Annotated in this window: 11 protein-coding genes and 1 pseudogene; 5 read left to right on the forward strand and 7 right to left on the reverse strand. The window is 56.8% G+C overall.

Annotated features, from left to right (window positions below):
• The first annotated feature begins 15 nt into the window (after positions 1-15).
• The 3 genes from GV827_RS15275 (at position 16) to mazF (ending at position 2005) form a co-directional block, all read left to right on the forward strand.
• On the forward strand, positions 16-1293 hold the full coding sequence (locus tag GV827_RS15275) for a branched-chain amino acid ABC transporter permease (RefSeq protein ID WP_164354688.1): 1278 nt from the start codon (positions 16-18) through the stop codon (positions 1291-1293).
• Between the two features lie 141 nt (positions 1294-1434).
• Entirely contained in the window at positions 1435-1677 is a 243-nt protein-coding gene (locus GV827_RS15280; RefSeq protein ID WP_164354689.1) for an AbrB/MazE/SpoVT family DNA-binding domain-containing protein, read from the forward strand.
• 1 nt (position 1678) lies between these two features.
• Complete coding sequence (gene mazF, locus GV827_RS15285) at positions 1679-2005, forward strand: endoribonuclease MazF (RefSeq protein ID WP_164354690.1); 327 nt, start codon at positions 1679-1681, stop codon at positions 2003-2005.
• A 309-nt stretch (positions 2006-2314) separates the two neighbouring features.
• Here the strand turns inward: mazF and GV827_RS15290 are convergent, their stop codons facing one another.
• Both GV827_RS15290 and GV827_RS15295 read right to left on the reverse strand, forming a co-directional pair.
• Positions 2315-3190, reverse strand: coding sequence for a lysophospholipid acyltransferase family protein (locus GV827_RS15290; protein WP_164354815.1), 876 nt, complete (start codon positions 3188-3190; stop codon positions 2315-2317).
• Between the two features lie 106 nt (positions 3191-3296).
• Positions 3297-4862, reverse strand: a complete 1566-nt coding sequence (locus GV827_RS15295) for an inorganic phosphate transporter (protein ID WP_386334476.1) — start codon at positions 4860-4862, stop codon at positions 3297-3299.
• Positions 4863-5035: 173 nt separating this feature from the next.
• Here GV827_RS15295 and GV827_RS15300 point away from each other — a divergent pair, with 173 nt between their 5' ends.
• Positions 5036-6886 carry a Na/Pi cotransporter family protein gene (locus GV827_RS15300; RefSeq protein WP_164354691.1) on the forward strand — a complete coding sequence of 617 codons (1851 nt, stop codon included), beginning with the start codon at positions 5036-5038 and terminating at the stop codon, positions 6884-6886.
• Between the two features lie 46 nt (positions 6887-6932).
• Positions 6933-7181 carry a hypothetical protein gene (locus tag GV827_RS15305; RefSeq protein WP_164354692.1) on the forward strand — a complete coding sequence of 83 codons (249 nt, stop codon included), beginning with the start codon at positions 6933-6935 and terminating at the stop codon, positions 7179-7181.
• 163 nt (positions 7182-7344) lie between these two features.
• Here GV827_RS15305 and GV827_RS23620 read toward each other — a convergent pair.
• The 5 genes and pseudogenes from GV827_RS23620 to GV827_RS23425 form a co-directional block, all read right to left on the reverse strand.
• A pseudogene (locus GV827_RS23620) lies at positions 7345-7541 on the reverse strand (IS6 family transposase); the annotation flags it as partial.
• Positions 7542-7694: 153 nt separating this feature from the next.
• On the reverse strand, positions 7695-8672 hold the full coding sequence (locus tag GV827_RS15315) for a 2-dehydropantoate 2-reductase (protein WP_164354694.1): 978 nt from the start codon (positions 8670-8672) through the stop codon (positions 7695-7697).
• Positions 8673-8676: 4 nt separating this feature from the next.
• On the reverse strand, positions 8677-10209 hold the full coding sequence (locus tag GV827_RS15320) for an acyl--CoA ligase (RefSeq protein ID WP_164354695.1): 1533 nt from the start codon (positions 10207-10209) through the stop codon (positions 8677-8679).
• Positions 10210-10437: 228 nt separating this feature from the next.
• Complete coding sequence (locus tag GV827_RS15325) at positions 10438-11574, reverse strand: M20/M25/M40 family metallo-hydrolase (RefSeq protein WP_164354696.1); 1137 nt, start codon at positions 11572-11574, stop codon at positions 10438-10440.
• A gap of 12 nt (positions 11575-11586) precedes the next feature.
• A complete protein-coding gene (locus tag GV827_RS23425; protein ID WP_204325916.1) occupies positions 11587-11880 on the reverse strand; it encodes a zinc-binding metallopeptidase family protein in 294 nt (97 codons plus the stop codon).
• Positions 11881-11883 lie beyond the last annotated feature (3 nt).

The raw sequence follows: 11883 nt of genomic DNA on the forward strand, positions 1-11883 counted from the left end.
AAACTGCCTAAGTACATGAAAAATACCTACCATAGATTGCGTGAGGAGGGCGCGGCCCTTCGTTCCTTGGCGAAAGGCCTGTTACCATGGGCCGCGGCGATTGTGGTTTTGCTGATGCTACCACACGTTTTTGCGGCAAACTCGACGATCACCATTATGAACCAAATGGCGATCACCATCATTTTTGCTCTTTCTTATAATATGTTGCTGGGTCAGGCAGGCATGCTCAGTTTTGGTCATGCGATTTATTTAGGTTTTGGCGGGTTCATTTGCATTCACGTGATGAACTATCTACAGGCGGCGGGTGTCCCGATACCGCTTCCCTTTCTGCCTTTGTTTGCCGGTTTGTTTTCTATGGGTATGGCAATGCTGATCGGGTCTTTTTCGACCCGCCGGTCAGGCACCGTGTTCGCGATGATATCGCTAGGCGTGGTCGAACTGGTCACATCCTATTCGATCATTGGGTATTCGTTTTTCCGTGGCGGCGGGGTCGGCGGCGACAGGACACTCGGTGTACCGTTTTTCGGCATAGAGTTCCTGCGCCAGATCGAAGTCTATTATCTGATCTCGTTCTGGTTGGTTGCCTCTGTCAGTCTAATGTATTTGTTCACCCAGACGCCCATGGGACGGATGGCCAATGCCGTACGAGACAATCCCGAACGCGCGGAATTTCTGGGCTATTCAGCGCGGTGGGTCCGATTTTTCTCGTTTTGCGCTGCGGGATTTTTCGCCGGTGTGGCCGGAGGATTGTTTGCTATCAACTATGAACTGGCCTCCGCTGAAAACCTCAGCGTGCAAGCGTCAGGTGCAATACTGATGATTGCGTTTCTGGGAGGGATAGGGGTTTTTTGGGGGCCAATCCTCGGGGCGGTCTTGTTCACATTACTTCAAACTGTACTTAGCCTACATACAGATCTGTGGCAGCTCTATGTCGGGGCGATGTTTCTGGTCACAGTGATGTTTTTCCCGTCAGGTCTGGCTGGTGTTCTGATGATGCATGTATCTGTAATCCGGCAGAACGGATTGTATGGATTGCTTGGTCCGTATTTCAGAACCGTAGGGCCTGCCGCGATCGGGATTTTGGGCGTTTGCGCCTTGGTTGAGTTGGTATTTCACAGCCGTCATCTTGCGCGCGGGGGGCAAGAAATGACCTTGTTCTGGATCACGTTTCAAACCGTCCATCCGGCCCCCTGGTTAATTGCGGCTGGGGTGGCAACCGCCGGGATTTGGATCAGCAAACGCAATGCGCCTCAACTGTCGAAGGTTTGGCAACCTCACATCATTAACCCGTAACAAAACGTGTGCAGCGTGAGTCGAGTAGCAATAAAGAGCTTGAGCTAAAAAATTCAACATAAGACGGATCCCAAATGTATCAACAATGTTGACACGCATACGCCTCATGTTTATATCTTGGGCTCAAGATGAGGATGAGAGATGCGCGTGATTGTGAAAAAATGGGGCAACAGTGCCTCTGTTCGGATACCTGCAGCCATTATGCAGGCGGCGAAGCTGTCGCTCGACACACCAGTCGATGTACGCGAAGAGAACGGGCGTATCATCATCGAACCGGATCAATCGCCAGAGTTCTTGTTGGATGATCTGTTGGATGGCATCACCAGCGAAAACACTCATGAAGCGATCGAGACGGGCGGACCATTGGGCCAAGAAGCGCTCTGATATGGCCTACATTCCAGAGGCCGGTGACATTGTCTGGCTGCAGTTCAATCCGCAAGCCGGACACGAGCAAGCCGGACACCGACCAGCACTCGTCTTGAGTCCAGCAAAGTACAACAAGATTGGCTTGATGCTTTGCTGTCCGATGACAACCAAGATAAAGGGCTATCCGTTCGAAGTGGTTATCCAAGGGTCGCAAACCAACGCGGCGCTTGCCGATCAGGTCAAGAGCTTGGATTGGAAAGTTAGAAAAGCAAAGCGAAAGGGCCAGGTTACCTCATCGGAGCTTGCAGAAGTGCGCGCCAAGTCCGTGGCGCTGATTCAGGGTTGAGCCCTGCTTGTAAGCAAGCAGCGCAGTCCCAAGTACTCAGGGCGAAAATGTATATATTTCAATAAATTCAATATCTTAATAAGTCACCTGTAATCTTCCTTATGTTAAATACCTACTTAGGGTCACAGACCTGCTAGAATACAGCAAGAACTTGGAATGGGCGTTGACTACTTTACAGCAAGGACGCTTGGTCGCTGACCGGACGACGCGATTGAACAACTTTTTCTCAACTACGACCTCGCCCGCATTGCACATCTTGGATGCGTCATACTGCGCGCGCGGCTGGTAGCGCAGAGGCTTTACAGGCTTTCAAACCACGTCCCAACGCCTCAGAAGCCAATACCATTGCTGCGGATTTGCCATTATTTGTGAAGATAGGCTTTGATTAAATGCACGGGTCATTTTCACAGCGTCTGTGTGTTCAATCGGGGCTTCGAAGATCACGTCAAAGGTGTTCCCGTCCTCACGACGAATACCATAGGCAAGTATCATGGGCAGATCGTATTTCAATGCCAATTGGGCTGCTGAAAGGGATGTGAGCGCGTCATAGCCGAGAAAGGGAATCCAGACACCCTCAGAGTACTTCTCATCCATAAGGATAGAGATGATGCCCCCTTCACGCAGATGCAGAACAAGTGCGCGCGTTCCGACGTGGCCGGTTGCGAGGATCGGTTTTCCCCCAGCTTGAATGCCATTGAATATGCGGCGCTCGTAACGACGGTTCTTGTTTGGACGATAGACCGCACCGCTTTCCATCCCGTGCATTTTGATTGCCGCGCGGATCGCTTCCCACTGACCGAAATGCCCCGAGATAATAATCGCGCCCTTGCCAGCCGCGTTTGCTGCCTTCAGGGCTTCAAGACCCGGGCCTGCCGCTTTGAACTTGTGGTGCTGCTTTTGAAATTCGGCATCATAGTAAATCTCGAAACGCGTGCGCCCCATCTGTCGGCCCATGTCTTGACCAAGCTTCCTGCGCAGGCTGGGTTCCATCTGTGGAAAGACCCTCTTTGCCTCGCGGTCAAATCGGTTTCTTGCCGGCCGGAACCAACGTACGATCAATCCCAAAGTTGTTCCTAGACCGCGGGATCGTGCATCAAACGTCCGCCAGCGAAAAACAGTCAGCGCAGACCACAAGGGAAAATATCTTGCGTGATGAAGGAGCGATTTCAGAGAGGTTGAAAGCATCATTCCGCATGGAGAGGTTCGTCGTGAATGCCAATCGCAATCAAAGTGGGCAATTTACTTGAGTACAAATAGCCTCATCACTTGATCGCGATTTCTGGCACATGCCTCAGGGCAACAGCATGCCGCGTATCATGTAGAAGAACATCGCGGAGAGGGTGGCCGCGACCGGAACCGTGATGATCCAAGCAGCTGCAATCCGAAAAAGAAGGTTGCGCTTCACAAGCTCCACACGATGCACGCGGCCCAGATCTCGCCTTTCCTGTTTACCAAGCAGACGATCACTTGCAGCTTGAGCTTTCATGTTGCGCAGCATCTCTCCCTTCATTGCCACATCGGCAGCCTCGAACCGCGCCAGAAAGTCGTCGACAGCCTCCGGATCATGGTTGATGTGGTGCTCGCGGATCTGGTCGAGCATGCGTGCATAGCTCGACTTGATGTATTCACGCAGAAAACCAACGCCAAAGACACCGCCGACCGCGATGTGGGTCGAGCTGACGGGCAGGCCCAATTGCGAGGCAATGATAACGGTGATCGCGGCCGCCAGCGCAATGCAGAATGCACGCATCTTATCCAGTTCGGTGATCTCGCTGCCCACGGTCCGAATCAACTTTGGCCCATAAAGCGCGAGGCCAAGAGAAATCCCGATCGCACCGACCGCCATGACCCAAAGGGGAATGGAGGCCTTTGCAATGACGCCGCCACCAACGATGGCCTCGTTGATACCGGCGAGCGGGCCAACCGCGTTCGCCACGTCATTGGCGCCATGTGCAAAACTCAGGAGGGCGGCGGCAAAGATCAGCGGTATCGTGAATAGATCGTTAACGCTTCCCTTGTGGTTTTCCATCTTGGCTGTTCTGCGGACAATAAAGTGCTGCAAAATGAGGTACACAGCAACAGCCACGCCAAGCCCGATAAGGAGCGCGACCGGAAAGGAGACGGTCACGATCTTCTTGACGCCCTTGAGCATGAGGTACGTGGTGAAAGCCCAGGCCATGATCGCGACAAGAACTGGCACCATGCGATTGGCCGCAGTCAGCACATCCTTCTTGTACGTAATGGTGCGCTTGATGATGTAGAGAAAAACAGCGGCAATCAGCCCGCCCAGCACCGGTGAGATCACCCAGCTTGCAACGATTTGGCCCACGACGGACCAGTCTGCAATACCCCAGCCTGCTGCCGCGACCCCTGCCCCCAGCACGCCACCAACGATGGAATGTGTGGTGGACACCGGTGCGCCAACGATGGTTGCGAAATTGAGCCAGACCGCCGCCGCCAGAAGTGCCGCGATCATCAGCCAGATGAACGTATCGCGATCTGCGACAAGGTCAGGATCGATGATCCCGCTCTTGATCGTGCCAACAACATCGCCGCCGGCGATCATCGCACCGCCTGCTTCGAAGAATGCAGCGATAAAAATCGCGCCGGTCAGCGTAATGGCATGGGACCCGACAGCCGGGCCGACATTGTTGGCGACGTCGTTTGCGCCGATATTCATCGCCATGTAGCCGCCGATCATGGCCGCGGCTACCAAGAGGATACCGTCGATACCCCCATCGGTCCGAACGATTGTAAAAAGCATGATCCCCACAATAAAGATCAGCGCGGTCCCAAAGCGGAACAGTTCATCGCGATTTCGTTGAGCGGCAGATTCGACGTTCTCGGTTCGTAGCAAGTTCAGGTCCCCCCAGTATTAGTGCGCAATCGACGGGAGCGATCATCAGGTGCCTTGCAAGATTCGAAATGATGCAGATCAAGGACAGCATATTCAGGGATCCATACGTCTCAAAAGTGCAACGCCGTTTGCATAGATCGACAGATCATGGGAAAGAAGGATCAAGAGCGCGGATGACCCGGTATTATCTCCCCGTCACGATTGCCGTACTTATCCTGGCCTTCTGGTTCAGCCCAGACGCGCAGGAAATTGCCGCCGGGGTCGCAATTTTCCTGTTCGGCATGTTGATGCTCGAAGATGGCTTCAAGCTGCTGGGTGGTGGGACGCTGGAAAGTCTCCTGGAGAGGGCGACAGATTCAACCCCGCGCGCGATCAGCTTTGGGGTCATTGCGACGACTCTTCTGCAGTCAAGCTCACTTGTCTCCATCATCACAATATCCTTCCTCAGCGCGGGACTGATCTCTTTGATTGGCGGTATAGGGATCATCTTTGGCGCGAACATCGGAACGACAACCGGTGCCTGGTTGGTCGCGGGCCTCGGACTCAAGGTTAACATAGCGGCCTATGCGATGCCGATGATCGCGCTCAGCATCGTGCTTGTCTTTCAGAAATCCAAGCCGTTGCGCGGCGTCGGATATGTGCTGGCGGGCCTCGGCTTCCTGTTCCTTGGCATCCATCACATGAAAGAAGGGTTTGACGCGTTCAAGGATCAGATCGATCTGACGCGCTTTGCTCTTACTGGGCTCATCGGCCTGATCGTCTATTCCCTCATCGGCACGATTGCGACCGTCGTTATGCAATCAAGCCATGCGACCATGGTCCTGATCCTGACAGCGCTCTCTGCCGGACAGATCAGTTACGAAAACGCGCTGGCATTAGCGATTGGCGCCAACATCGGAACGACAATCACTGCGATCATCGGCTCGCTTGGCGCGAACTTCCAGGGCAAGCGGTTGGCGCTGGCTCATCTCATCTTCAATATCATTACTGCTGGTGTGGCTTTGATCTTGATCGGACAACTGCGCGCCGCTGTTGACGGGATCAGCGCGACGGTGGGGATTGCCCCGGATGACTACGCGATGAAGCTCGCCGTCTTTCACACGATCTTCAATGTACTTGGTGTTGCGCTCATGTTGCCCTTCCTGAAAGTACTCGTTGCCCTGCTTGAGCGCCGTATTCCCGAACCCCTGCCCGATGTCAGCCGTCCCCGCTACCTGAACGAAGCTATCGACGAGTTTCCCCAAACGCTGGAGACCGCATTGCGTAAAGAGGTGCTCCATCTCTACGAGAATGCCGCCAAGCTGATCCTTCATGGTCTGAACCTGCACCGAGATGAAATCTTTTCGACAGATGACATTGCAGGGGCAGTTCGAAAAAGCCGATCGCCACTCGAACTCGACATCGACGAGGCTTATGAAGCGCGGGTTAAGACGCTCTATTCGGCCATCGTCGAATTTGCCACGCGTGCTGGAGACAAGGAACTTCCCGCAGAGACCGCCGAACGTGTCTACGCATTGCGCGACGTTGCGGGCGACATCGTGAAAGCGGTTAAGTCGATCAAGCACCTGCGCAAAAACATCCTCCGGTATACGACACGGCCTCAGGGCGCGGTGACCGAGCTTTACGATAACCTGCGCACTGAGATTGCGAGGATTTCGGTCGAAATCAGGAAACTGGAGCTTACCGAGCCCGAGAACCGGAGTGCTCTGTGGCTTGATCAGGAACGCGCCCAGATCGAGGATGCATCCCGGTCGACCACAGATCGTGTCGATATGCTTATCCGCAGTGGACAGTTGAGCGCGACTGCTGCGACGTCCTTCATGAATGATTCAACCTATGCGTATAGCGCCATGCGCGATTTGATCGAAGCGGCTCGTCGCTACTACATCGAACGCGACAGCTCGATGGCCGAAGTTGAACGCCTCCTGTCGCTCGACGAAGAAGAACTCGAAGACACCAGGGCCGATCAGGGCACGCGACACGCCACGAAATTTTCAAAGGGCGCCGTTAAGGAAACGTCATGAAGCGCCCCTCATGTTACATCCCAGGACAAGAATTGGAGAAGCGCAGATGGGTCTGAAAAAGCTTGCCGCGAAAGTCATCGAATACAATGAACGGCTGGAAAGTGGAAAGGCGAGCAAGATCACGCCAAGCCACATTGAGAAGGTCTTGGAAAAGCTCGAGAGTAAAACGGAAGAGCTTGAGGCCAATATCGCAACTGCACGGTCAGCGGATAAGAAAGCCCGCTTAGAGAAGAAACTTGGCGTGGCCCGCGCACATGTTGAACGTGCCGAATGGTTGTTGAAGGAAATCAGCTAGCAACTACAAGCGGTCCGGGTAAAGATGGTTTGTGTGGGCTCGCGGTGAAGGGCAATTTCGTTAGGGTTATTTTGTCTGTCTCAGAGCTCTTGTTCCACCAGTTTTGCCCGGAAGACTTCTTTAGGAGTTGATACCGAAAACACTTTCATGGCGTTCAGTTGAGACGGATTTCTGAGGCGAACATTGACCCGAACCGGTTCCACCGGTCGCGGACCGTTTCGTGGCTGACATCAATCCCGCATTCGTGCAGCAGGTCTTCGACGCTCCAAAGCGAAAGTGGGAGCCGGATGTACACATCATCGCCAGGCGGATGATCTCGGAGCTGGTGTTGAAGTATTTGAAGGAGGCAGGTTTGATCATAGCGAAACGCTACGCACCCGCCCCGCTCCTCGCATTAGAAGTAAATCTGACAAAATCATCTTCGCCAACCATGATAGTTTTCAATTTGCGGTCCAATGGCGTCGCTCCGCTCTTGCGGGAGAAGGGATGCAAAAGAGGCTGGGTCGACCTCGATTAAGAGTAAAGCCCCGCCACACGGGCACGCAGTTTGATCAGTGACAGAACGGTGTCGATGGTCGGTGTGGGCGTCTCTGTCACACCGCCAAGTTCCTGCACCGACCCCAGAAGCGCGTCGATCTCCATCTGCCGCCCCGCATCAAGGTCCTGCAGCATCGAGGTGCGGTGTGCCCCCACCGCGGCACCCCCGTCAATGCGGCGTTCGACATCGATGGGGAACTTTACCCCCAGCGTCTCGGCGACCTGCTGCGCCTCCAGCATCATCTTCCGCGCAACCTCTCGTGTCCCAAGATCGGTGCAGAGCACGTCCAGTGTTGCATGTGTGAGGGCCGAAATGGGGTTGAATGACATGTTCCCCCATAGCTTTACCCAAATTTCATCTCGCAGCCGGGGGCGCACGGGCGCCCTCAGGCCTGCGGCCCCCAGGGCCTTGGAGAGGGCCAGCACCCGTTCAGACTTAGACCCGTCGGGTTCGCCCAGGGAAAAGCGGTTCCCCTCGATGTGCTTGACGACGCCCGGTTCGGTGACCTCCGCAGCCGGATAGACGACACAGCCCAGCACCCGGTCCGGGCCGAATCCGTTCCACTGGGCATCGCCCGGGTCGACGGTTTCCAGTCGGGTCCCCTCCAGTGGGCCGCCGATCTTGTGAAAGTACCACCAGGGCACACCGTTCACGCCCGAGACGATGGTTGTCTCCGGTCCAATCAGCGGCTGCATCTTGCCAACCACCGGAGGCACGGAATGGGCTTTGAGCGTGACGATGACGTAATCCTGAATACCCAGTTCTGCTGGGTCTTCCGCCGCCTTAACTGAAAAGGTCTTTGTCTCATCGCCTTCGATAAGGCTGAGACCGTTCTTCTTGATTGCTGCGAGATGGGGGCCCCGCGCAACAAGGCTCACCTCCGCGCCCGCCTCGGCCAACTTCGCGCCCAAATAGCCACCGATCGCGCCCGCGCCGAATATGCAGATTTTCATGTGCCTAGGTTTCCTCTGCCAGTCCCAGCTTCTCGGCCAGGCCGATCCGCTGCAGTTTGCCGGTTGCACCCTTGGGGATCTCTTCCAGGATCACAACCTTGCGCGGCACCTTGAAGTCCGCCAGCCGCTCGCCTGCGAAGGTGCGGATTTCCGCTTCCGTGGCTGTCTGACCCTCTTTCAGAACCACAGCCACAGCCACCTCTTCACCAAGCTTGGGGTGCGGCAGCGCGAAGGTCACGACCTGTGCGATGGCGGGGTGCTCAGAAATTAACCCATCAACCTCCAGCGGGCTAACCTTCTCTCCGCCGCGGTTGATGATCTCCTTCAGACGGCCGGTGAGGGTCAAATAGCCCTCGGCGTCGAAGGTGCCCTGATCGCCCGTGCGGAACCACCGGCGGCCCTCCGCTTCGAAGAAGTTCATGGCATTTGCCTCCGGGTTGCCCTCGTAGCCCAGTGTCACGTTGGGGCCAGAGATTACCACCTCGCCCAGACCCTCGACCAACCGGTTCTCGACCTCGTGCGCGGTCCGTACCAGCGGCCCCGCCTCCACACCCACGGCACCGGGCTTCTGCGCGCGGGGCGGCAAAGGGTTTGATGTCATCTGGTGGGTCGCTTCGGTCATGCCGTAGGCCTCGATCACGGGGGCGCCGAATACATCGGCCAAGGCCTCCATCACCGGTCCCGGCAGAGATGCGGAGGAGGAGCGCAGGAAACGCAGCGGTACCTCCGCAATGGTCTCAGCATTCCTTTTCGCGCGGGCGAGGATGGTCTGGTGCATGGTTGGCACAGCGGTGTACCAGGTTGGCTGCGCCTCTTCCAACCAACCAAAGAATTTCATGGCGTTGAAACCCGGTGCGCACCAGACCGACCCGCCGCTGGCGAGCGATGAGGAGACGGCCGCGATCAGACCATGAATATGGAAAAGCGGCATCACGTTCATGCATCGGTCATCCGGGGTGAGCGCCAGTGAAGTGCCGATGTTCAGCGCCGAGGCGGCGAGATTCGACTGCAAGAGCGGCACGATCTTGGGCCGCGACGTGGTGCCCGAGGTGTGTAGGATTAGTGCCACGTCATCCGGCCCGGGCGCCCCGCGGTCCGCCTCTCCAGCAGCCTCTTCAACTGTCAGGGTAAAGACACCCGCGGGCTGTTTCGGATCAAAGGCAAGGCGTATGATCGACAGGTCCAGCCCCTTTGCGGCAGCATGCGCCGGACCGGTCTCACCGTCGGCCAGGATGATTGCCTTCGCCTTGAGGTCCTTGAGGTAGAAGGAAAACTCATCCTCCTTGTAACCAGGGTTCAGCGGGCAGGTTGTTGCGACCCCTGCCACGGTGACAAAGGCTGCGGCCATTTCGGGCCCGTTGGGCAGGACGATTGCCACCCGGTCGCCGCGACCTATACCAGCGGCGTGGAGAGCATCGGCCACCTGCGCGGCCTGCGCGCCAAGGCCGCCAAAGCTCAGCCACGCGCGCCCCGTTGCCCCGATCGCAGGCGCGCTTTTGTCCTGCGCTGCAATCAATTCGGCCAATGTCTGTTTCATATTTATTTCCCCCTGATCATTTGTCCCGACTGGCTCCATTGCGCCAGGCGCCTGAGGCGCAATCCTTTTCAACAGGTCGACTCCCGGCAACTAAGTCAGACACAGATGGTTTGGGTGCCTGGCAAATTGCTTCGGAGAATGCGACAGGACTTACTCACCGCCGCGTTCAAGCAAATTTGCTCTGACAAGGCCAGTAAGCTTTTTGCCTCTCATCCCCCCAGTCGGATTTTACTGCAATCGCATCAGCAAACCAGCCATCAGACGCGCCCGCTCTACCAGGCTGTCCACCTGAATATGTTCGTTGAGCGTGTGCAGCCCTGCCCCACGTACCCCTAGCGAATCCAACGTCGGGATGCCCATTGCACCGGTGAAATTGCCATCCGACCCACCGCCCTGACTGCGGCCCGTCATCTCGAACCCCAGCTCCGATGCGATACTCTTTGCGATCTCGAATATCTTTGCCGTGCCAGGGGTATCCGGCTTCCAGACGGGGCGGGTCACACCGCGCGTCACTTCAAAGGTGACGCCATCCCGTTCACTTTGCAAGGCCAGCATCCGGGCCACACCTTCGTCGAGATCCTCTTGTTTTTTGGCCATGCTCAGCGCCTCGGCGTCACAAGACGATGAGACACAGTTCACCCATTGGCCCGCATGGATTACACCGACGCTGAAAGTGCAGTCCGGGCCAGTCATGTCCTCGATCTCGATGATGCGGCGCGCCATGGCTGCGATGGCGGATTTACCATCCGACAGCCGCGCCCCCGCGTGGCTGGGTGCGCCGACCGTACGCAGGTTAAACCGCGCGATGGCGTAACGCCCAATGGTCACGCCACCGTCGTCGTGGCCAGGCTCTGGCACCAGCACATAGGCGTGACGTGCTGCTTCCGCCTCGATCAGGTCGCGGGTCGAGGGCGTGCCGACTTCTTCGTCGGGGGTAAACAGCACCGTAACAGGCAGCGGTGTTTCGAGCCCCGCGCGCATCAGCTGGCGGATCGCCTCGAGGCTGATGTAATTGCCCCCTTTCATGTCCATCAGGCCCGGCCCATAGCAGAGGTTGCCCTCGCGGCGGAACGGCAGCACCTCGAGCGTGCCGATCGGATGCACCGTGTCCATATGGCCCGCAATCAGGATGCCGGGCACACGACCTTGATCGGGATGCGGGAGCCGCGCCCGCACCGATCCGCCAAAGCCCATGCGGCCGGGGAGCCGCTCGACCTTGGCGCCCAATGTGGCCAGATCGAAGGCAGCGATATCCATCATGCGGTTTACAGCTGCCGCATCATGGGTCGGGCTTTCGCACTCAATCCAGGGGCGCAGACCGGCCAACATGTCTTCGGTATCAAAAGGCAATTGCAACGGATTCATCTCATTCTCTCCTCAGGCAGTCAGACGCCGCTCAACGATGCGCGCCATGATCGACGCGCCCATCGGCAGATTTGGGGTATCAAGGGTGAAAGCCAGATCGTGCAGCCCCGCGGTGGCCGCGTGGCCCACCCGGGAATAGGCGGCGCCTGGCACGACCTGCGGTATATCGGCGAAATCTTCAGGCCCGGTCGCGGGCTCATCCGTGCCGCAACGGTCTTCAAAGCCCAGTTCCGGATGTGCGTGTCGGTCCTTGAAAATTTCGGTCAGCGCGTCGGTATGCGCCTCGATGACCGGCGGAAGGGTCATGGA

It is taken from the genome of Sulfitobacter sediminilitoris (assembly GCF_010667575.1).
Lineage (GTDB): Bacteria > Pseudomonadota > Alphaproteobacteria > Rhodobacterales > Rhodobacteraceae > Sulfitobacter > Sulfitobacter sediminilitoris.

Bases quoted from the DNA above. Each gene is read 5' to 3' on its own strand.
- GV827_RS15275 (WP_164354688.1), top strand. From the start codon at position 16: ATGAAAAATACCTACCATAGATTGCGTGAGGAGGGCGCGGCCCTTCGT.
- mazF (WP_164354690.1), top strand. From the start codon at position 1,679: ATGGCCTACATTCCAGAGGCCGGTGACATTGTCTGGCTGCAGTTCAAT.
- GV827_RS23425 (WP_204325916.1), bottom strand. From the start codon at position 11,880: ATGACCCTTCCGCCGGTCATCGAGGCGCATACCGACGCGCTGACCGAA.
- GV827_RS15280 (WP_164354689.1), top strand. From the start codon at position 1,435: ATGCGCGTGATTGTGAAAAAATGGGGCAACAGTGCCTCTGTTCGGATA.
- GV827_RS15305 (WP_164354692.1), top strand. From the start codon at position 6,933: ATGGGTCTGAAAAAGCTTGCCGCGAAAGTCATCGAATACAATGAACGG.
- GV827_RS15325 (WP_164354696.1), bottom strand. From the start codon at position 11,574: ATGAATCCGTTGCAATTGCCTTTTGATACCGAAGACATGTTGGCCGGT.
- GV827_RS15315 (WP_164354694.1), bottom strand. From the start codon at position 8,672: ATGAAAATCTGCATATTCGGCGCGGGCGCGATCGGTGGCTATTTGGGC.
- GV827_RS15320 (WP_164354695.1), bottom strand. From the start codon at position 10,209: ATGAAACAGACATTGGCCGAATTGATTGCAGCGCAGGACAAAAGCGCG.
- GV827_RS15290 (WP_164354815.1), bottom strand. From the start codon at position 3,190: ATGCTTTCAACCTCTCTGAAATCGCTCCTTCATCACGCAAGATATTTT.
- GV827_RS15300 (WP_164354691.1), top strand. From the start codon at position 5,036: ATGACCCGGTATTATCTCCCCGTCACGATTGCCGTACTTATCCTGGCC.